The sequence below is a fragment of the Azospirillum sp. B506 genome (genome assembly GCF_000333595.1).
GTDB lineage: Bacteria > Pseudomonadota > Alphaproteobacteria > Azospirillales > Azospirillaceae > Azospirillum.
In genome coordinates, this window is sequence record NZ_BADK01000952.1 from 33,365 (window position 1) to 52,324 (window position 18,960).

An 18,960-nucleotide genomic window follows, 5' to 3' on the forward strand; every position below is an offset into this window, starting at 1 on the left:
GGCGGGACAGCACCGCAAACGGCTCAAGATCACGGACATGCAGGACACCGAGGTTACACTCGCGGCCGTCGAACCGCGCGATCTGCCGGTCTTCAAGGCCGACATGGAGGCTGCCTTCGCGGTCGCCGTCATCGAGGCGTTCGGCTGCCTCCCCGACGATTCGATTCCACGCGGCAGCGATCTCGACGAGTCGATGGGCGCGCCGGGCACCGAGCTTCTGCATATCCTGTGCGGGGACGAACGGGTCGGCGGCGCCGTCGTCGTGATCGACGCGGCGACGCAGCACAATTCGCTGGACCTCTTCTTCCTGTCCCCGGCGCAGCATGGCCGGGGATTGGGCTTCAAGGCCTGGATGGCGATCGAGCAACGCTATCCCCGGACCCGGGTCTGGCAGACCCACACGCCCTATTTCGAGAAGCGCAACATCCACTTCTATGTGAACAAGTGCGGCTTCAGGATCGTCGAGTTCTTCGGCGCCCGCCACCCCGACCCGCATTGGCCAGGGCCCTCCGGCCTGCCCGGCGGCGGCGAGATGTTCCGCTTCGAGAAAGTCATGTGACACCGCCATCGCGCCTTTACAGACGCCGTCCTTTCCGCACATAGTTGTATGATACAACTATGTGCGGACCGATCATGCCCGTCACCGAGGATGCCGTCCTGCCGATCCGCGATGCGTCACGCCGGATCGTGCGCGAACTCGGCTTCATGAAGCCGACCCTTGCCGGAACGGAGCTGCCGGCTTCGGCGGTGCATGCGCTGATCGAGATCGGCAACCGGGGCGGCCTGACCGCGACGGAGCTGTGCGACCGGCTCAACCTGGAGAAATCCAGCGTCAGCCGGATGCTGCGCAAGCTCGTCGACGGCGGCGAACTGGCGGAGGAAAGCAGCGATACGGATGGACGGGCGAAACGGCTCACCCTGACCGCCCAGGGGCGGCGGACGCTGGCCGCCATCGATTCCTTCGCCCATGAGCAGGTCGGCGGCGCCTTGGCCTGCCTGCCTGCCGCCGACCATGCCGTGGTGATGGAAGGGCTGCGGCTCTACGCCGACGCCCTGCATGCCCGCCGGGCCACGAAGACCGCGGGGGTGCCGGCGCGGGCCGCCCCGGCGGTGCGCCTCGAACGCGGCTATCGGCCCGGACTGATCGGCCGCACCGTGGACCTGCATGCGCAGTTCTATGCCCGTGCCCATGGCTTCGGCGCCGTCTTCGAAAGCAGGGTCGCCGCCGGGCTGGCGGAGTTCCTGCCTCGGCTCGACCGTCCCTGCAACGCCATCTGGACGGCACTGGACGGCGACCGCATCGTCGGCACCATTGCCATCGACGGCGAGGACCTGTCCGGCGATGCCTTCGGCGCCGGCCCCACTCCCCGTATCGCCCATCTGCGCTGGTTCATCGTCGAGGATGGGCGGCGCGGCGGTGGCGTGGGCCGGCGGCTGCTCGACGAAGCGCTGGCCTTCGCCGACCGCAGCGGCTTCGCCGAAACCCGGCTCTGGACCTTCCGCGGCCTGGACGCCGCCCGGCGCCTCTACGAAGACGCCGGCTTCGCCCTTGCCGACGAATGGTCCGGCAGCCAGTGGGGCACCGAGGTGACCGAGCAATCCTTCGTTCGGCCCTTCGCCCGGCCCCGCCGGTCCTGACGGTTCCTCACGCCTTGATGTAGACCCAGGCCTCCGCCCCCGATTTCAGCCGGACCATGACCCGCCTGTAATCAGCGACCTCGTAGGAATCGGCAGCGGCCAGCTCTTCCCGGGTAATCTCGAACAGGGTGCCGGCAACCTCGTCGGCCGGGTCGCCGCTTTCGCTGACCACGGGGTGGAAGCGCTTGCCGCTGGTGCGGATCACCTCCGGGTCGGTGATCTCCAGCATGTCGCAGCGATAGCCCGGCAGGGCGTCCGTCCGCCCGGCGAGCAGCCGGCCGAAGGACGCCAGCTGCACAGTGTCCTGCTGCAGCGTGCCGTAGGAAAACAGAAGGACCGTATCGTCAGCCATTGCCATCCCTCCCCGCTTCCGCACCGACCCGCAGCAGATTGCCGTCCGGATCGATGTGGGCGAACTCGCGCAGGCCATAGGGGGTTTCGGACACCGCCGTCAGCCGCCCGCCGGCCTTCGCCGCCGTCCACGCCGCATGGAGCGCGTCGGCGTCGCTGACATAAAGATAGCAGGCGACGGCCGAGCGGTCGGGATCGAGGTCCGGAACCCGGGTCAGATGCAGGCCGACCCCGCCCCAATCGAGGAACCCATAGACGGGATCCGCGGCGGCCTCGTCATAGGCGGTCACGGTAAAGCCGAGGCTCCAGTAATGGGCGAGTGCCGCACGCACATCCCGCACCGGCAGGATCGGCGCCACCCGCTGGAACTGAACGGTCATCGCAGCCTCACACCAGGATCGAGCCTTCGAGATACAGCACCGCCTGGCCGGCAATCTTCACCCGGTCGCCGGCCAGTTCGCACAGCAGGTCGCCGCCGCGGGCCGAGACCTGGCGCGCCGTCAGCACGGTCTTGCCCAGCCGCTCCGCCCAATAAGGCGTCAGCATGCAATGGGTGGAGCCGGTGACCGGATCCTCCGGGATGCCCTGGGCCGGGGCGAACAACCGCGACACGAAATCGACCCCGTCCTCTCCCGGCGCCGTGACGCAGACCGCCCACTTGTCCAGCTTCGACAGCAGCGACATGTCCGGCGCCAGCGCCCGCACCGCGTCGGCCGACTCGTACACCACCAGATAGTCGCGCCCGCCCAGGATCGCGACCGGCGCCGGTCCGCCCAGCGCCGCAACCAGGGTCGGGTCGGGGCTCTCCGCCGGCTGGGGCGGGCGGTTGGGGAAGTCCAGCGTGTAGCGGTCGCCGTCGCGGGTGACGGTCAGCGTGCCGGCCTGCCGGGTGGCGAAGTCCATGCGCGCGCGGCCCGGCTCCAGAATCGTGGAGATGACGAAGGCTGTCGCCAACGTGGCGTGGCCGCACAGCTCGACCTCCACCGCCGGGGTGAACCAGCGCAGCTCGAACTCCTCACCGCTGCGGATGAAGAAGGCGGTCTCCGCCAGATTGTTCTCCGCCGCGATGGCCTGGAGCTGCGCATCGGGCAGCCAGGACTCCAGCGGCACCACCGCCGCTGGATTGCCGGCGAAGACGCGGTCGGTGAAGGCATCGACCTGATAAATGGGCAGGCGCGTGGCTTTCCCGGTCATGAAGAGGGATCCCTTACGTCTTGGGGGAACGTGAGTCGCAAAAAAACGGCGGTCAGTCCGCTTGCACCAGCGAGGCGAAGCGGGCGAGGTCGACATTGCCGCCGGTGACGACGATGCCGACGCGCTTGCCGCGGACGTCGAACTTGCCGGACAGCACGGCGGCGGCGGCGAGGCAGCCGGTCGGCTCCACCAGCATCTTCATCCGGCCGGCGAAGAAGCGCATGGCGTCGACCAGCTCGCCGTCGGTGACGGTGACGATGTCGTCGACCAGCCGCTGCAGCACCGGGAAGGTCAGCTGGCCGACCGCGCGGCTCTGGGCGCCGTCGGCGATGGTCTTCGGGGCATCGATGCGGACGATGGCGCCGCTGCGCAGGCTCTGCTGGGCGTCGTTGCCGGCTTCCGGCTCGACCCCGACGACGCGGCAGCCGGGATTGAGCGTCTTCGCGGCGACGACGCAGCCGGACAGCAGCCCGCCGCCGCCGGTCGGCACCACCAGCAGGTCGAGCGGCCCGCCCGCCTGCCCCGCCTCCTCGATCAGCTCCTTGGCGACGGTGCCCTGGCCGGCCATCACATGCGGATGGTCGAAGGGCGGGATCAGCACGCCGCCCCGTTCCTCCAGCACGCGGGCGACGGCGGCGTCCGGCGGCTCGGCATAGCGGTCGTACAGCACCACGTCGGCGCCATAGCCGCGCGTCGCCGCCAGCTTGGCCGCCGGGGCGTCCTCCGGCATGACGATGGTCGACTTCACCTTCAGCATCGACGCCGCCAGCGCCAGCGCCTGGGCATGGTTGCCCGACGAATAGGCGACGACGCCCAGCGCGCGCTGCACCGGGGTGAAGCGCGACACCGCATTGTAGGCGCCGCGGATCTTGAAGGCGCCGGTGCGCTGGAAATTCTCGCACTTGAACAGCAGCTCGCCGCCGGTCAGCGTGTCGGCGGTGCGGCTGGTCAGCACCGGCGTGCGGTGGGCGACGCCGGCGATCCGCTCCGCCGCCCCCGCCACATCGGCATAGGAGATGGCGAGGCCGGTCGTATCGGCCACGGTGCTGGTGATCGTATCGGGCATGGCGGCGGTGCTCCCCCTCGCCCCGGTGTCTTGTTCCGGAGGCTTATTCCAGATCGGTGAACAGGAAGGCCTGCTCGTGCCGTTTCAGCCCGGCCTGCTCATAGAAGCTGACGGCCTTGGGTGCGGACAGCAGCAGGCACATGGTGCCCGGCCCCATCGCGTCGCGGGTGCGGCGCATCAGCTCCTTGCCGATGCCGCGCCCCTGCAAGGCGCGGTCGACGGCAAGGTCGGACAGATAGCAGCAATAGACGAAGTCGGTGATCGAGCGGGCGACGCCGACCAGCCGCCCCTGTTCCCTTGCGGTGACGATCAGGCCGGCGTTGCGCAGCATCGCCTCCACCCGCGGCCGGTCGCCCACGGGCCGGCGTTCCGCCAGCCCGGAGCGTTCCAGAACGTCGATGAACGCATCTGCGCTCAGCTCCGGTTCGACCGCGTATTCGATTTGAACGGACCGGTGCTGAACGGATTCGTCGGCCATCGTCTCATCCCCGCCAGAACGGCTTCGACACCTCCTGATCCGCCTCGGACCGGCTGATTCCGATGTCCTTCAGCAGATAGTCGTCGAGCCCCATCAGTGCCTGACGTTGTTTGCGCCGTTCCATCGCGGAAAACAACACGTCGAGCAGCCGCCAGAGCGGGCGACGGGCGACACCGGTGACGCGGTTGGCGGCCGGAACGGCGCCCGGGGCTGCCGTGTAAAGGCCGGAACTGCGGGTCACATCGGTCTGGCGCATCGGATCCTCCATAATCTGGCGCACATCGCTCGAACAATCGAGACAATCAGGATTATGAGGACGAAATCGACGGGGTCAAACGGAACATTGTCACCATTACATTTCCGATATCGGATGTATCTTTTCGGCCACAGGCGGAGAAAGCCCCCACCGCGTCGCTGGAATATCTTCAAAAACCCCTGGTTTGTTACGGTGTTCGCCGGCCCGCCGGACGATCGTTCGTCCCGACCGATCATTTGTGGGACAAGTCAGCGCCGCAAGACAGGATTGTCCCGATCACATAGCCCCAGAATCGAAGCGGCGGCGGCCGGCCCGAGAGGACGCGAGACGTTCAGGCACGCCAACTGCACGACTGCGGGGGCAGGCTGTGCGCCCCGCCATCCGATTCGGAAAACCGGGAGTGATATGACCGGCGGAGCCGTTGCACGGCGGTGCCCTGCCGCCCTATGCTGATATATCACTAAGAACCGATTGGGGAGTTCGCCATGCAGCCGCCCTACCTTGCCGCCGATGGGCGTTACGAGGGCATGAGCTATCGCCGCACCGGCCGCAGCGGGCTGGACCTGCCGGCCATTTCGCTGGGTCTCTGGCAGAATTTCGGCGGCGCCGACGTGTTCGCCACCGGGCGCGCGGTGCTGCGCCGGGCCTTCGACCGCGGCGTCACCCATTTCGATCTCGCCAACAATTACGGCCCGCCGCCGGGGTCGGCGGAGGAGAATTTCGGCCGCATCCTCGCCACCGATTTCCGCCCCTACCGCGACGAGATGGTGATCTCGACCAAGGCCGGCTACGAGATGTGGCCCGGCCCCTACGGCAACTGGGGTTCCCGCAAATATCTGGTCTCCAGCCTGGACCAGAGCCTGAAGCGGATGGGGCTGGATTACGTCGACATCTTCTATTCGCACCGCGTCGATCCGCGCACCCCGCTGGAGGAGACGATGGGCGCGCTCGACCACATCGTCCGCCAGGGCAAGGCGCTCTATGTCGGCATCTCCTCCTACTCGCCGGAGATGACGCGGCGGGCGGCGGGGATCCTGAAGCAGCTGGGCACCCCCTGCCTGATCCACCAGCCCTCCTACTCGATGCTGAACCGCTGGGTCGAGGGCGGTCTGCTCGACACGCTGGACGATCTCGGCATGGGCTGCATCGCCTTCTCGCCGCTGGCGCAGGGCATGCTGACCAACAAATATCTGGGAGGTCAGCCTGCCGACGCCCGCGCCGCCAAGGGCGGGAGCCTGCGCGCCACCTTCCTGTCGCCGGAGAATCTGGAGCGCATCCGCGCGCTCGACGCCATCGCCCGGCGGCGCGGCCAGACGCTGGCGCAGATGGCCATCGCCTGGGTGCTGCGCGACCCGCGCGTGACCTCAGCCCTGATCGGCGCCCGCAACGTCGAGCAGCTGGACAACTCGCTGGACGCGCTGAAAACCCTGTCCTTCAGCCCGGAGGAACTGGCGGAGATCGACACCCACGCCGTCGCCGACGCCGGCATCAATTTGTGGAGCGCCTCCTCCTCGGCGGAAGCGGGCTGATGCTTAGCCCCCTCTCCCCAGGGGGGAGAGGGGGGATTCCTCCGTCCTAAAAAGCCGCCACCCTCAGTCCACCGTGACGGTGTCGGTGGCGCGGTAGCGTTCCAGCCAGTGGGCATAAGGCGCCGGCAGCACCCAGGACGGACGCTCGACGCCCAGTTCCTTGGCGGCACGGTAGGGATAATGCGGGTTGGCCAGATGGGCGCGGCCGACCATCACCAGATCGAGCTGCCCGTCGGCGACGGTGCGGTCGGCGATCTTCGGCGCGTCGATGCCCCAGGCTGCCGCCACCGGCAGTTCGGCCTCGCGCCGCACCCGTTCGGCGACCGGCGCCAGGAAGGCCGGCCCCCACGGCACCTGGGCCTCAGGGGTGGAGAAGCCGACGCTGACGCTCAACAGATCGAGCCCGCCGGCCCGGAAGTTGCGGGTCAGTTCGATCGACTCGGCCAGCGTCTCCTCGTCGCGCCCGTCATACTCGATGACGCCGAAGCGGGCGGTCAGCGGCAGGTTTTCCGGCCACACCGCGCGCACCGCCGCCAACGTCTCCAGCAGGAAGCGGCTGCGGCCGGCAAAATCGCCGCCATACTGATCGGTGCGTTTGTTGGCATGGACCGAGAAGAAGCTCTGGCCGAGATAGCCGTGGGCGAAATGCAGCTCCAGCCACTTGAAGCCGGCATCGCGGGCGCGCACGGCGGCGGCCACGAAATCGGCGCGGACGCGGGCGATGTCGTCCAGCGTCATCGCCGTCGGCACCTTCGGCAGGTGATGGCCGAAGGGCACCGCCGAGGGCGAGATGGTGTCCCAGCCGCGCGGATCGTCCTCGGCGATGTGGTCGTCGCCTTCCCACGGGCGGTTGGCGCTGGCCTTGCGGCCGGCATGGCCGATCTGGATGCCGGGAACGGCCCCGGCGGCGGCGATGGACGCGGCGATGCGCGCCATCCCCTCGGCCTGGGCATCACTCCACAGGCCGGTGCAGCCCGGCGTGATGCGGCCTTCCGGCGAGACCGCCGTCGCCTCGACGATCACCAGACCGGCGCCGCCGCGGGCAAGGGCGGGATAATGGACGAGATGCCAGTCGTTGACGACGCCGTCGACGGCGCTGTACTGGCACATCGGCGGAACCGCGATGCGGTTGCGCAGGGTGACGTCCTTCAGCGTGAAGGGCGTGAACAGAGCGGACATGCGGATTCCCGTCTCGATCGTGTCGGTGGCGGCAGGGGGTATGTTCTCCCCCGCCGCGGATCGGGGAGATTTAGGTGCGCCCCAGCCTCAACCAACCCGTCCTGCCGCCAAACGCCCCACGATTGCCGCATGGCTGCGGATACCGGTGCGCAGGTGTTCGGGCACCGACGTCCCGTCCGGAGATCCTTCGATCCCATCGGCATATTTTTCACGGCTCGCCGGGAAATTCCGACTGCACCGGATCGGCGTTTTCTGCCCGCCCGCAACACCCCATAGCGACAACGACGGGAGCGTGCGGCGGTTTCCTCGGCGCGGGCAATGGCACGAAGATTGCGTTTCATTCCCCGTCATCAACCGGGAGGACCCCACTATGACCAGCATCGCCACGATGCCCGGATCGCAGCCGGCGAACGCCTATCGGCTGGCCGGCGGGACACCCGTCGCCGTGGTCGGCGCCGTCAGGGCGTCCGCCGAGCTGACGGCGCAGGTGCGCGCCAACGACACCGCCTTCCAGCAGCAGATGAAGCTGTCCAGCGATCCGGATGCGGTCGATCCGAGCGTCGCCAGCAAGAACCGGGCGGTTCAGGCGCACACGGTGTTTCGCGAGGGCGGCCGGGTGGTCGCTGCGGTATGGCGGGACGGTCAGACCCTGATGTCCAACGGCATCTCCACCCGGATCGACTGGACCTCGCTCCAGGCGCGCACCTCCGGCATGACGGACGCCCAGCGCCGCGACACCATCGCCGATGCCATCGCCAGGCAGCTCGGCTCGTCGGTCCAGGTGCAGCGCTATGGCGAAGCGGGATCGGCGCCGGCGCGCGGCTTGATCCTGGACGAGATGAACGCCGCCAACATCAAGGCGCGCGGCGGCCGGTAGGCCGCCGTACCGGCCCCCCCTGGGGAGAGGGAAGACCTCACCCCCCAAGCCCAAGCAATTTCCCGAGGACCGGCTGCCCCACCGCCGCCCCCAGCGCGAAGCCGGCGACCACCCCGATCACCAGCCCGATGATGCCGGCCGCCATACCGCCGCGGCCGGAGGACTGCGCGCGCTCCGCCTGCCGCCCACGTTGCCCCCGCCGGCGCCGACGGCTCGTCGCCCTCGTCGATGAGGAGGCGCGCCGCGCGCTGTAGGAGGTGTCGGTCGCCTCGTGCCACGACCGGATCCGCTCCAGCGCCGGCTTCAGCTGGGCGTCGTCCGGCGTGCTGCCGCGGCCATGGACGATCTCCCAGGCCAGCGCGGCGAAGCGGCTGGTCGTCCGCCCTTCGGGCGTGAAGATCATCGCCGGCATGCGGCGGTAGTCGCCCTTCACCACATCCACGTCATAGGGGAAGGCGGTGCGGAACATCTGCTCAGGGAATTCGTTGCGCAGCTGCGTCAACGATTCGCGCCCGACCTCGTCGTTGGTGATCGACATCATCAGGATGCCGGCCAGCGACAGGTTGGGGTTCAGCCCGTTCTGGATATGCTCCACCACCTGCAGGGTGCGCCGCAGCCCGTCCAGCGCATAGCGGCCGGGGAAGACCGGCACGATCAGCCGGTCCGACGCCGCCAGGGCGCCGGCCGCCAGATGGCCCAGCGCCGGCGGGCAGTCGATGACGACATAGTCCGGCGGGTTGCGGGAAAAATGCAGGGCCTTGCGCAACCCCCGCTGCGAACCGCCGCGGCTGTCCAGCGCATGCTCCAGCGAGTAGAGCTTGCGCGCGCCGACGATCATCGACAGCCCGTCGAAGGAGGTCGGAGTGATGGCGTCCTCGACGAAGGTTTCCTTGCGCAGCAGGTCGTTGATGCCGACCTTGGCCTTGTCGCGCAGCAGGAAGTTGCTGGTCGCGCTGCTCTGCGGGTCGAAATCGATCAGCACGACGCTCCTGCCCAGCGCCGCCAGCGCGAGCGCGAGGTTCACCGACGTGGTCGTCTTGCCGACGCCGCCCTTTTGATTGTAGACCGACAGGATGGTCGGCTGCCGTGTCTCCGGCGTGTCGAAGACGTCTTCGTGGCTGGTCATATCCATTCCGCTTCGCCGTTTCTGCGGCTATCCCTCCGCCCCGGACCGGGTTCCCCCCGGCTGGAGCGCGGGCGCACTATAAGCGCCGGACGCGCCCAAGTCTTCCCGCACGTTCGGGGGTTGCGGACGGCCATCGGAGAGCGCTTGGCGCATTCCTGCACAACCGATGCGCAAAGTTTCGGGTCGATCCGCGACGCCGCTCAGGTCCACATGGTGACAAACAATCATGAGGGAGGACAATAGGATGACCACCGAGCTTCAGCACCTGATCGGCGGCAAGCTGGTTTCCGGCACGTCGGGCCGGTTCGCCGACGTCTACTCCCCGATGACCGGCGAGGTGCGCGCCCGCGTGCCGCTGGCGAGCGTCGAGGAGATGCGCGCCGCGGTCGAGAACGCCAAGGAGGCGCAGCGCGGTTGGGCCGCCACCAACCCGCAGCGCCGCGCCCGCGTGCTGATGCGCTTCCTCGACCTCGTCCAGCGCGATTACGACGAGCTGGCGCTGCTGCTGTCGCTGGAGCATGGCAAGACCATCGTCGACGCCAAGGGCGACATCCAGCGCGGTCTGGAGGTGGTGGAGTTCGCCTGCGGCATCCCGCACCTGCTGAAGGGCGAGTTCACCGACGGCGCCGGTCCCGGCATCGACATCTATTCGATGCGCCAGCCGCTGGGCGTCGTCGCCGGCATCACGCCGTTCAACTTCCCGGCCATGATCCCGATGTGGAAGTTCGCCCCGGCCATCGCCTGCGGCAACGCCTTCATCCTGAAGCCGTCGGAGCGCACGCCGGGCGTGCCGGTCAAGCTGGCCGAACTCATGCTGGAGGCCGGCCTGCCGGCGGGCATCCTCAACGTCGTCCATGGCGACAAGGTGGCGGTGGACGCCATCCTCGACGACCGCGACATCAAGGCGGTGGGCTTCGTCGGCTCCACCCCGATCGCCGAGTACATCTACAACCGCGGCTGCGCGGCGGGCAAGCGCGTCCAGTGCTTCGGCGGCGCCAAGAACCACGCGCTGGTCATGCCGGACGCCGACCTCGACCAGGCGACCGACGCGCTGATCGGCGCCGGCTTCGGTGCGGCGGGCGAGCGCTGCATGGCGATCTCCGTCGTCGTGCCGGTGGGGAAGAAGACCGCCGACGCCCTGATGGACCGCCTGATCCCGCGGGTGGAAAGCCTGAAGGTCGGCCCCTCGACCGACAGCAGCGCCGATTTCGGCCCGCTGGTGACGGCCGAGCATCTGGCGCGGGTGAAGTCCTACGTCGATCTCGGCGTCAAGGAAGGTGCGAAGCTGGCTGTCGACGGCCGCGAGTTCAAGATGCAGGGCTACGAGAACGGCTTCTACATGGGCGGCTGCCTGTTCGACGAGGTGAAGCCGGACATGCGCATCTACAAGGAGGAGATCTTCGGCCCGGTCCTCTCCGTCGTCCGCGCCGACTCCTACGAGGAGGCGCTGTCGCTGCCGAACGACCATGAGTACGGCAACGGTGTCGCCATCTTCACCCGCGACGGCGACGCCGCCCGCGACTTCGCGAGCCGTGTCGATGTCGGCATGGTCGGCATCAACGTGCCGATCCCGGTTCCGCTCGCCTACTACACCTTCGGCGGCTGGAAGCGGTCGGGCTTCGGCGACCTGAACCAGCACGGCCCCGACGCGGTGCGCTTCTACACCAAGACCAAGACCGTCACCTCGCGCTGGCCCTCGGGCGTCAAGGACGGCGCCAGCTTCGTCATTCCGACCATGGAGTGATTACGCTACGGCCCATATCCCCTCTCCCCCCCCCGCTCACGCGCAAACGAAGTTTGCGCTGACGCGACAGGCGGATCGAAGATCCGCCGAAAGCGGGGAGAGGGGGATTTGGAGGGAGGTGATGCATGTCCTTTGAACTGACCGAAGACCAGGTCGCCATCCGCGACATGGCACTGTCCTTCGCCCGCGACGAGCTGGCGCCCAACGCCGTCGAGTGGGACCAGAAGAAGCATTTCCCGATCGACACGCTGCGCGCCGCTGGTGCGCTCGGCATGGGCGGCATCTATGTGTCGGAAGACCATGGCGGCTCGGCGCTCAGCCGCTTCGACGCCGTGGTGATCTTCGAGGCGCTGAGCCAGGGCTGTCCGACCATCGCCTCCTACATCTCCATCCACAACATGGTGGCGGGGATGCTGGACAATTTCGGCAGCGACGCGCAGAAGGCCCAGTGGCTGCCGAAGCTCTGCACCATGGACTGGCTCGCCAGCTACTGCCTGACCGAGGCCAATGCCGGCTCCGACGCCGCGGCGCTGCGGACCAGGGCGGTGCGCGACGGCGACTCTTACGTCCTCAACGGCGCCAAGCAGTTCATTTCCGGCGCCGGCAGTTCCGACCTCTACCTCGTCATGGCCCGCACCGGCGAGGACGGCCCCGGCGGCATCAGCGCATTCCTGGTGCCTGCGGACACCCCCGGCCTGTCCTTCGGCGCCAACGAGCACAAGATGGGCTGGAACGCCCAGCCGACCCGCGCCGTCATCCTGGAGGACGCCCGCATCCCCGCCTCTGCCCTGCTGGGGCAGGAGGGGATGGGCTTCAAGTTCGCCATGAAGGGGCTGGACGGCGGCCGCATCAACATCGCCGCCTGCTCCATCGGCGGCGCCCAGGCGGCGCTGGACAAGGCGCTGACCTACATGAGCGAGCGCAAGGCCTTCGGCCAGACGCTCGACCGCTTCCAGGCGCTGCAATTCCGCATCGCCGACATGGCGACCGAGCTTGAGGCCGCCCGCACCTTCGTCCACCGCGCCGCCTCGGCTCTGGATGCGAAGAACAAGGATGCGACGCGCCTCTGCGCCATGGCGAAGCGCTTCGCCACCGATACCGGCTTCGAGGTGGCGAACAACGCGCTCCAGCTGTTCGGCGGCTACGGCTATCTGGCCGACTACGGCGTGGAGAAGATCGTCCGCGACCTGCGGGTCCACCAGATCCTGGAAGGCACCAACGAGATCATGCGCCTGATCGTCTCGCGCAGCGAGATCGGGCGGATGGGTTGACCCAAGACGACCTCTAATCCCCTCTCCCCGGGGGGGAGAGGGGGAAGCACCCAAAAAACCAAAGCGACGGGAGACGCGACGATGGCGGTGATCGGTTTCATCGGATTGGGCAACATGGGCGGCCCGATGGCCGCGAACCTCGTGAAGGCGGGGCATCAGGTGGTTGGCTACGACCTCGTGCCCGCCGCCGTCGAGGCGGCCGGGGCGGCCGGCGTCACCATCGGCGACAGCCCCGCCGCCATCGCCGCGGCGGCGGAGGTGGTCATCACCATGCTGCCGGGCGGCAAGCATGTGCTGAGCGTCTATGGCGACATCGCGCCGGTGGCGCGGCCGGGCACCCTGCTGATCGACTGCTCCACCATCGACGTGGACTCCGCCCGCAAGGCCCATGCGCTGGCCACCGGCACGGGCGCCGCTTCGCTCGATGCGCCGGTGTCGGGCGGCGTCGGCGGTGCCGCCGCCGGCACGCTGACCTTCATGGCAGGCGGCGAGGCCGACGCCTTCGAGCGTGCCCGCCCGATCCTGGAGGCGATGGGCAAGAAGATCGTCCATTGCGGCGGCGCCGGTGCCGGTCAGGCGGCGAAAATCTGCAACAACATGATCCTCGGCATCTCGATGATCGGCGTCTGCGAGGCGTTCGTGCTGGCGGAGAAGCTCGGCCTGTCGCATCAGGCGCTGTTCGACGTGTCGTCGACCTCGTCGGGCCAATGCTGGTCGTTGACCAGCTATTGCCCGGTCCCCGGCCCGGTCCCCGCCAGCCCGGCCAACCGCGATTACCAGCCCGGTTTCGCCGCGGCGCTGATGCTGAAGGACCTGAAGCTGGCCCAGGAAGCGGCCCAGAGCGCCGGCGCCCCCACCCCGCTGGGGGCCGCGGCAGCCCAGCTCTACGCGCTGATGAACGCGCAAGGCGACGGCGGCACCGACTTCTCCGGCATCATCCGCATGCTGCGCGGCGAAGGGTAAATCAGGCTGCGGGCGGGGGCAGGAACAGTGCCTGCTCCCGCCGCACCAGATCGGCGATGTAGTCGGCGGTCATCGAAATCCGCGCCAGCGAGCGCAGATCCTCATGCACGATCAGCCAGAAGGACCGGGTGATCGTCACCTCCTCCGCCAGCACCGGCACCAGATCCGGCTCGCCGAACGCGATGAAGGCGGGCAGCATGCACAGGCCGGCCCCGGCCAGCGTCGCCTTCAGCTGGGCGACCAGGCTGCTGCTCTTGATGCGCGGCGCCACCTCGCCGATGGTCTCGACATAGTCCAGTTCGGGGGCGAAGATCAGGTCGTCGATATAGCCGATGAAGGAGTGGCCGCGCAGGTCGGCGCGGCTGCGGATCGGCGGCCGGGCCTCCAGATAGCCAGCGGTGCCGTACAGCCCCAGCCGGTAATCGGTCAGCTTGCGCGCGAACAGCCGCCCCTCCTGCGGGCGCGACAGGCTGATGGCGATGTCGGCCTCGCGCTTGGACAGGCTGAAGACGCGCGGCATGGCGACCAGCTGCACCTCCAGTTCCGGATGACGTTCGCAGAGCGCGCCGATGCGTGGCGCCAGGAAACAGCTGCCGAAGCCGTCCGGCGCCCCGATGCGCACGGCGCCGGCCAACGCCAGATCGCCGTCGGCCACCATGCCCTGGGCCAGCAGGGCCGCACTCTCCATCACCTCGGCGGTCTGTTTCAGCCGCTCGCCCTGCGGCGTCAGGGTAAAGCCGCTGGGCCGGCGCTCGAACAGGGTGACGCGCAGCGCGTCCTCAAGCGCCGTGATGCGGCGGCTGACCGTGGTGTGGTCGGCCCGCAGGCGCTGGGCCGCCGTCGTCAGCGTGCCGGCGCGAGCCACCGCCAGGAAAAAGCGCAGGTCGTTCCAGTTGAAGTCGGCCATGTCGCCGGCGCCGCCGTCCGTCCGCTGGGGAAGAGGGGGCGAACTGTCCCACCAACCCGCCCGCCTGACAAGAGCGCCAACCCGCCCCTGCGACAACGCCGCATGCCGGGCCGCATGCCGGGCCGCATGCCGGGCCGCATGCCGGGCCGCACGCCGATGGGCAGGCTGCGGCCGAGAGTTCCCGCCCCGAAGGGGTACCGCATCTTCCGGACACCCGCCCCCATTTCGCGCGGACAAACAGGGCCGCTGTTGCGTTTATCTGTTGAGCGACGCGATTGAGATCATCGAGAGGACGGGGAATGCCGGGCGCGGGCCGGACGGTGAGGGTGAGCGGGGCGATCATCGTGGCGGCACTTGCGGCCTTGCTCACCATGCCTGCCCCAGACCGCGCCGCCGCGGAACCGCTGCTGTCCGCGTCGGAGGCGGGCGCTCCCCTGCCCTCCCCCGCTCCAACCCTGGCCCCGTCAAAGCCGCAGATCGACGCCTTCGATTGCTGGCTGCTGGCTCCGGATCGACTGGAGCAGGCATCCGACCGCGGCCTGTGCGGCGACGCCTTCGCCCGCGCCCCGGAAACCGCCGCCCTGCCGGAGGCCCCTCCCCCGCCCACGCCGTCGGCAACCCCGGCCCGCAAGCCGAAGGCGCCGGAACGGCGCGTCCGCAGCGTCAGCAACAGCGAAACCCACGCGACGGCCAGTTCGGCCGCCCGGCTGTCCCGCGGCAACGACGGCGACTTCTTCACCAGCTTCCAGCGGGATTTCCGCTCGCTGACCAACCTGCTGGGCGGCGGCAGCCCCTCCCCCCGCCGAGGCGACGACAGCCCGGCTTCCCACACCTCGCACAACCATTGATCTGCCACTGATCTGGCACTGATCTGGCACTGAGCTGGGATCCGCGGTTTACCCCCGGTCGCCGTCGGCATCCGCCCCATTATCGGCCGCCCCGATGTCCTCTGCCTCCACATCGATGGTCACCCCGGCCCGACCATGGTCGTGCTCCGGGTCGATGCCATGGTCGCGCCGCAGCTCGTCGCGGACCTCCGCCATGCGGGTGCGCAGCCGGGCATATTCGGCCAGAAGCTGGCGGCGGCGGTCGTTCGGCGTCACGTCCTTCGGCGGACGCAGCGAGCGCTTGAAGTCGATCAGCTGGCGGCGGGTCACGTCCGGACGGATCAGCCCCTGCGCCTTCGCGCGTTCCAGCTCGTCCGGCGTCATGGTGACGATCTGGTAGGCGACGCTTTCCGCCCCCGGCAGCACGTCCAGCGACAGCCGGCCGGTGTCCACCGCCTCCGCCACCGCGCGGAAGCGGAAGGCGGTCTCGACCGAGAAGGGCATGTCGCTCTCGATCATCGCCTCGAAGTCGCCGTGCGGCAGGATGTCCTTGGCGCGGTTCAGGTATCGGCCGATCGACAGGAACTCCTTGCGGCTGCGGTTCCAGTGATAGCGGATTTCCTGGGCGAATTCCTGCCGGGTGTGGCAGGGCACGATGGCGTCGCTGATGTCGGATGCCCGGCGGTCCGCCTTCGACGGCGCCACCGCCGTGGACCGCACAGGGGTAGACGCTACCTCCGGCCTGGCCGCCGGCGGGGGGGCGGCCTTGCCCTGCTCCGCCACCTTCTTCATGAAGGACTTCACATTGGCCATCTCTAGATCCCCAGCTCGTGCCGGATGAAGTACCAGGCGCCCAGGCACTCGTCGGCGCCGTTCACCGCGCCGACATCGACGATGGAGCAGCCGACATCGTCGACCCGGTGCATGTCCTCGATGTCCGGCACCTCGTGCGGCACCAGCCGGCCGACGCGCCCCAGCTCCAGCTTGGCCTCGCGCAGGCTGACCGACCGGCGCTTGACCCGGTTCAGCAGGAAGGCGGCCGGGCGGCCATAGTCGCGCAGGAACTCCATCCAGGGGATGACGCTCATCTTGTCGAAACGCCCCACCCCGGTCGGCACCAGCACCAGATCGGCCCGGCGCAGCAGGATCTTGGTCGCCTCCGGATACAGCTCCACCGATGGCGGCGTGTCGACGAAGACCACGTCGTAGCGGCAGGGATCGATCTGGGCGAGCGCCGCCTCGATGTCGTCCAGCGTGCCCTCGTAATGGTCGATGGCCGCCACGTCATGCGGGCGGCGCAGCTCGTGCCACTGTCCCAGCGTGCGCTGCGGGTCGAAATCCAGCGTCGCCACCCGCATGCCGTCCTTGGCTGCGGCGACGGCGGTGTTCTTGCAGCTGGTGGTTTTGCCGGTACCGCCCTTCGGCGCACTGTAGACCACCCAGCGCGCGGGCAGCGGCGCCGATTTCTTTACCGCATCGCCGCGGCCCTGGGCCGCCTGCTTGCCCGTTGATTTACCAGTGGCTCTGCCCGCAGACTTCCGTGTGGCGACGGCGGTCGGATCGGCCATCTGTTCCCCCTGCATCGCGTGCCCGTCTTCCTGACGGTCTTCTTATTAGCGGATCGGCCGCCGGCTCGAAAGGGCAAAGGCGGCACCTGCGCCATGGAAATAGGCATTCCCTGTACCGCAATACCCGTTACCGGTAACGCTTCCCCGACCGGATCCGTTACCGGTAACGCTTCCACCATGACATGGCGGACCGCCCCGCGTTGCGCTCACGAAACATTCTGTCACCACTTTCGGTATTTCCGTGCCGTGCCGCCGTCGCTAAAATGTCCCCAATTCCTTGAAATTGGACAGCGTAATGCCTTCCCCCCGGCAGAGGGGGTGGACATGAGGATCGGACTGGCGATGCGGGACTGGGCTGTGGTTGGCGGGGCGACGGGTGGATGCGAAGGCGTGCGGCCCCGGACAATCTTGCGCGACAGCACGGCATTGGCCGGGCCGGCACGTCTGGCCATCGTCGCCGCGATGCTCGCCCTGCCGCTGCCGGCACTTGCCAATCCCGAGGGCGGCATGGTCACCGACGGCGCCGCCACCATCCGCCCGACGGCCCCCGGCCGGCTCGACATCATCCAGTCGACGCCGAAGGCGGTGATCGACTGGCAGCGCTTCGGCATTGCCGAGGGCGAGCACACCAACTTCCAGCAGCCCGACTCCGGCTCGATCACCCTCAACCGCGTCACCGGCTCCGATCCGTCGGCGATCCTGGGGCGGCTGACCGCCAACGGCCAGGTCTGGCTGGTCAATCCCAACGGCATCCTGTTCGGCCGCAACGCCCAGGTCGATGTCGGCGGGCTGGTCGCCACCACCCACGACATCCGCAACACCGACTTCATGGCCGGCCGCTACAGCTTCGAGGGCCGCGCCGGTTCGACCGCGACGGTGGAGAATGAGGGGACCATCACGGTGGCCCAGGCCGGACTGGCGGCACTGGTCGCCCCCGGCGTCGCCAACCGCGGCACCATCCAGGCCCGCATGGGAGAGGTGACGCTGGCGTCGGGCCGCCGCTTCGTCGTCGACCTGTTCGGCGACCAGAAGATCAACATCGCGGTGGACGCCAAGACCGATGCCCGCCCCGTCGGTGCCGACGGCAAGCCGGCCGACGCGCTGGTCAGCAACAGCGGCAAAATCTTCGCCGATGGCGGCCGGGTGCAGATGACCGCGTCGGCAGCCAAGGGGCTGGTCGACCGCGTCGTCAACATGTCCGGCACCGTCCAGGCCCGCCGGGTCGAACAGCAGGGCGGCGACATCGTGCTGCTGGGCGACGGCGGCGAGGTGGAGGTGTCGGGGACGCTCGACGCCAGCGGCAGCGGCGCCGGCCAGACCGGTGTCGGCCAGACGGGTGTCGGCCAGACCGGCGGTTCCGTCACCGTGTCCGGCACCCGCACGACACTGACCGCCACGGCGCGCGTCACCGTGTCCGGTCCGGCCGGGGGCGGGGAGGTGCTGATCGGCGGCGACGTGCAGGGCGGCAAGGCGTCGGCCGCCACGCTGGCCGGCTACCGGATCCGTCCGGCGCGCAAGCCGGTGCCGCCCTCGACCGAGACGGTGGTGGCGCAAGGGGCGACCATCGCCGCCGACGCCACGGAGAGCGGCAGGGGCGGCAAGGTCGTGGTCTGGGCCGACGGCAGCACCCGCTTCGACGGCGCCATCACCGCCCGCGGCGGCTCGGCCGGCGGCGATGGCGGCTTCGTCGAGACGTCGGGCAAGCTGTCGCTGCAGGTGCGCGGCAGGGTCGATGCCGGGGCCAGGGCGGGGCAGGGGGCGGGGCAGGGACAGGGCGGCTTCTGGCTGCTCGACCCCACCGACATCACGGTGTCGGCGACGGGCGGCACCGTCTCCGCCGACACGATCCAGGCCACGCTGAACACCGGAACCGCTGTCACCTTGCAGACCGACACGACGGGGGGTGAGGCCGGCGACTTCACCATCGACCAGGGACTTCCCAAGTCGGCAGGCGGCGATGCCTCGCTGACCCTGACCGCCTATCGC

General features: G+C 69.0%; 20 protein-coding genes. 9 read left to right on the forward strand and 11 right to left on the reverse strand.

Annotated elements, in window-relative coordinates; all coding sequences use genetic code 11:
- Positions 1-37 precede the first annotated feature (37 nt).
- Both I71_RS29545 and I71_RS29550 read left to right on the forward strand, forming a co-directional pair.
- The gene (locus I71_RS29545; protein WP_042702794.1) at positions 38-559 is read left to right on the forward strand and encodes a GNAT family N-acetyltransferase; all 522 of its coding nucleotides are present in this window, start codon (positions 38-40) and stop codon (positions 557-559) included.
- Between the two features lie 74 nt (positions 560-633).
- Positions 634-1,638 (forward strand): GNAT family N-acetyltransferase, encoded by a 1,005-nt coding sequence (locus I71_RS29550; protein ID WP_042702796.1) that lies wholly within the window; start codon positions 634-636, stop codon positions 1,636-1,638.
- Between the two features lie 7 nt (positions 1,639-1,645).
- Here I71_RS29550 and I71_RS29555 read toward each other — a convergent pair whose 3' ends face one another.
- The 6 genes from I71_RS29555 to I71_RS29580 are packed head-to-tail and all read right to left on the reverse strand — an operon-like array spanning position 1,646 to position 4,983.
- Positions 1,646-1,990: a gamma-glutamylcyclotransferase family protein gene (locus I71_RS29555; RefSeq protein ID WP_042702798.1), complete on the reverse strand. Its 345-nt coding sequence runs from the start codon at positions 1,988-1,990 to the stop codon at positions 1,646-1,648.
- A complete protein-coding gene (locus tag I71_RS29560) occupies positions 1,983-2,369 on the reverse strand; it encodes a VOC family protein (protein ID WP_042702800.1) in 387 nt (128 codons plus the stop codon). Before I71_RS29560 ends, I71_RS29555 begins: the two co-directional genes overlap by 8 nt.
- A 7-nt stretch (positions 2,370-2,376) precedes the next feature.
- Positions 2,377-3,183, reverse strand: coding sequence for a PhzF family phenazine biosynthesis protein (locus tag I71_RS29565; RefSeq protein WP_042702802.1), 807 nt, complete (start codon positions 3,181-3,183; stop codon positions 2,377-2,379).
- A 52-nt stretch (positions 3,184-3,235) separates the two neighbouring features.
- Positions 3,236-4,249, reverse strand: a complete 1,014-nt coding sequence (locus tag I71_RS29570) for a threo-3-hydroxy-L-aspartate ammonia-lyase (RefSeq protein ID WP_042702805.1) — start codon at positions 4,247-4,249, stop codon at positions 3,236-3,238.
- 43 nt (positions 4,250-4,292) lie between these two features.
- Positions 4,293-4,727 carry a GNAT family N-acetyltransferase gene (locus I71_RS29575; protein WP_042702806.1) on the reverse strand — a complete coding sequence of 145 codons (435 nt, stop codon included), beginning with the start codon at positions 4,725-4,727 and terminating at the stop codon, positions 4,293-4,295.
- 4 nt (positions 4,728-4,731) lie between these two features.
- Positions 4,732-4,983, reverse strand: coding sequence for a DUF1127 domain-containing protein (locus I71_RS29580; RefSeq protein WP_244434134.1), 252 nt, complete (start codon positions 4,981-4,983; stop codon positions 4,732-4,734).
- Between the two features lie 485 nt (positions 4,984-5,468).
- Here I71_RS29580 and mgrA point away from each other — a divergent pair, with 485 nt between their 5' ends.
- Positions 5,469-6,512, forward strand: a complete 1,044-nt coding sequence (gene mgrA / locus I71_RS29585; RefSeq protein WP_042702810.1) for an L-glyceraldehyde 3-phosphate reductase — start codon at positions 5,469-5,471, stop codon at positions 6,510-6,512.
- A 63-nt stretch (positions 6,513-6,575) separates the two neighbouring features.
- On the opposite strand, the gene I71_RS29590 is transcribed toward mgrA, so the two are convergent.
- Entirely contained in the window at positions 6,576-7,691 is a 1,116-nt protein-coding gene (locus tag I71_RS29590) for an NADH:flavin oxidoreductase/NADH oxidase (RefSeq protein ID WP_042702812.1), read from the reverse strand.
- Positions 7,692-8,061: 370 nt separating this feature from the next.
- On the opposite strand from I71_RS29590, the gene I71_RS29595 reads away from it, so the two are divergent.
- Positions 8,062-8,568: a hypothetical protein gene (locus I71_RS29595; RefSeq protein ID WP_042702815.1), complete on the forward strand. Its 507-nt coding sequence runs from the start codon at positions 8,062-8,064 to the stop codon at positions 8,566-8,568.
- A 37-nt stretch (positions 8,569-8,605) separates the two neighbouring features.
- Here the strand turns inward: I71_RS29595 and I71_RS29600 are convergent, their stop codons facing one another.
- Positions 8,606-9,694 (reverse strand): ParA family protein, encoded by a 1,089-nt coding sequence (locus I71_RS29600; RefSeq protein WP_244434135.1) that lies wholly within the window; start codon positions 9,692-9,694, stop codon positions 8,606-8,608.
- A gap of 244 nt (positions 9,695-9,938) precedes the next feature.
- Between I71_RS29600 and I71_RS29605 the strand changes: the two genes are divergently transcribed.
- The 3 genes from I71_RS29605 to mmsB all read left to right on the forward strand — a co-directional run bounded on the left by I71_RS29605 (position 9,939) and on the right by mmsB (position 13,672).
- Positions 9,939-11,438 (forward strand): CoA-acylating methylmalonate-semialdehyde dehydrogenase, encoded by a 1,500-nt coding sequence (locus I71_RS29605; RefSeq protein WP_042702819.1) that lies wholly within the window; start codon positions 9,939-9,941, stop codon positions 11,436-11,438.
- 125 nt (positions 11,439-11,563) lie between these two features.
- Positions 11,564-12,709, forward strand: coding sequence for an isobutyryl-CoA dehydrogenase (locus tag I71_RS29610; RefSeq protein WP_042702821.1), 1,146 nt, complete (start codon positions 11,564-11,566; stop codon positions 12,707-12,709).
- Positions 12,710-12,790: 81 nt separating this feature from the next.
- On the forward strand, positions 12,791-13,672 hold the full coding sequence (gene mmsB, locus I71_RS29615; protein WP_042702823.1) for a 3-hydroxyisobutyrate dehydrogenase: 882 nt from the start codon (positions 12,791-12,793) through the stop codon (positions 13,670-13,672).
- A gap of 1 nt (position 13,673) precedes the next feature.
- On the opposite strand, the gene I71_RS29620 is transcribed toward mmsB, so the two are convergent.
- Complete coding sequence (locus I71_RS29620; protein ID WP_042702825.1) at positions 13,674-14,579, reverse strand: LysR family transcriptional regulator; 906 nt, start codon at positions 14,577-14,579, stop codon at positions 13,674-13,676.
- Positions 14,580-14,878: 299 nt separating this feature from the next.
- Here I71_RS29620 and I71_RS29625 point away from each other — a divergent pair, with 299 nt between their 5' ends.
- Positions 14,879-15,427 (forward strand): hypothetical protein, encoded by a 549-nt coding sequence (locus I71_RS29625; protein WP_049976399.1) that lies wholly within the window; start codon positions 14,879-14,881, stop codon positions 15,425-15,427.
- 48 nt (positions 15,428-15,475) lie between these two features.
- Here the strand turns inward: I71_RS29625 and I71_RS29630 are convergent, their stop codons facing one another.
- Positions 15,476-16,219 (reverse strand): DUF3102 domain-containing protein, encoded by a 744-nt coding sequence (locus I71_RS29630; protein WP_042702829.1) that lies wholly within the window; start codon positions 16,217-16,219, stop codon positions 15,476-15,478.
- Between the two features lie 2 nt (positions 16,220-16,221).
- On the reverse strand, positions 16,222-16,974 hold the full coding sequence (locus I71_RS29635; protein WP_244434136.1) for a ParA family protein: 753 nt from the start codon (positions 16,972-16,974) through the stop codon (positions 16,222-16,224).
- Positions 16,975-17,382: 408 nt separating this feature from the next.
- Between I71_RS29635 and I71_RS29640 the strand changes: the two genes are divergently transcribed.
- On the forward strand, positions 17,383-18,960 hold a 1,578-nt coding region (locus I71_RS29640), incomplete at its 3' end, for a filamentous hemagglutinin N-terminal domain-containing protein (protein ID WP_244434137.1).

What these genes read in the sequence shown, in the direction of transcription:
- I71_RS29620 (WP_042702825.1), bottom strand. Translation starts at nt 14,579, where the DNA reads ATGGCCGACTTCAACTGGAACGACCTGCGCTTTTTCCTGGCGGTGGCT.
- I71_RS29605 (WP_042702819.1), top strand. Translation starts at nt 9,939, where the DNA reads ATGACCACCGAGCTTCAGCACCTGATCGGCGGCAAGCTGGTTTCCGGC.
- I71_RS29625 (WP_049976399.1), top strand. Translation starts at nt 14,879, where the DNA reads ATGCCGGGCGCGGGCCGGACGGTGAGGGTGAGCGGGGCGATCATCGTG.
- I71_RS29595 (WP_042702815.1), top strand. Translation starts at nt 8,062, where the DNA reads ATGACCAGCATCGCCACGATGCCCGGATCGCAGCCGGCGAACGCCTAT.
- mmsB (WP_042702823.1), top strand. Translation starts at nt 12,791, where the DNA reads ATGGCGGTGATCGGTTTCATCGGATTGGGCAACATGGGCGGCCCGATG.
- I71_RS29565 (WP_042702802.1), bottom strand. Translation starts at nt 3,183, where the DNA reads ATGACCGGGAAAGCCACGCGCCTGCCCATTTATCAGGTCGATGCCTTC.
- I71_RS29570 (WP_042702805.1), bottom strand. Translation starts at nt 4,249, where the DNA reads ATGCCCGATACGATCACCAGCACCGTGGCCGATACGACCGGCCTCGCC.
- mgrA (WP_042702810.1), top strand. Translation starts at nt 5,469, where the DNA reads ATGCAGCCGCCCTACCTTGCCGCCGATGGGCGTTACGAGGGCATGAGC.
- I71_RS29550 (WP_042702796.1), top strand. Translation starts at nt 634, where the DNA reads ATGCCCGTCACCGAGGATGCCGTCCTGCCGATCCGCGATGCGTCACGC.
- I71_RS29635 (WP_244434136.1), bottom strand. Translation starts at nt 16,974, where the DNA reads ATGGCCGATCCGACCGCCGTCGCCACACGGAAGTCTGCGGGCAGAGCC.
- I71_RS29575 (WP_042702806.1), bottom strand. Translation starts at nt 4,727, where the DNA reads ATGGCCGACGAATCCGTTCAGCACCGGTCCGTTCAAATCGAATACGCG.
- I71_RS29610 (WP_042702821.1), top strand. Translation starts at nt 11,564, where the DNA reads ATGTCCTTTGAACTGACCGAAGACCAGGTCGCCATCCGCGACATGGCA.
- I71_RS29590 (WP_042702812.1), bottom strand. Translation starts at nt 7,691, where the DNA reads ATGTCCGCTCTGTTCACGCCCTTCACGCTGAAGGACGTCACCCTGCGC.
- I71_RS29555 (WP_042702798.1), bottom strand. Translation starts at nt 1,990, where the DNA reads ATGGCTGACGATACGGTCCTTCTGTTTTCCTACGGCACGCTGCAGCAG.
- I71_RS29545 (WP_042702794.1), top strand. Translation starts at nt 38, where the DNA reads ATGCAGGACACCGAGGTTACACTCGCGGCCGTCGAACCGCGCGATCTG.
- I71_RS29600 (WP_244434135.1), bottom strand. Translation starts at nt 9,694, where the DNA reads ATGACCAGCCACGAAGACGTCTTCGACACGCCGGAGACACGGCAGCCG.
- I71_RS29580 (WP_244434134.1), bottom strand. Translation starts at nt 4,983, where the DNA reads ATGCGCCAGACCGATGTGACCCGCAGTTCCGGCCTTTACACGGCAGCC.
- I71_RS29560 (WP_042702800.1), bottom strand. Translation starts at nt 2,369, where the DNA reads ATGACCGTTCAGTTCCAGCGGGTGGCGCCGATCCTGCCGGTGCGGGAT.
- I71_RS29630 (WP_042702829.1), bottom strand. Translation starts at nt 16,219, where the DNA reads ATGGCCAATGTGAAGTCCTTCATGAAGAAGGTGGCGGAGCAGGGCAAG.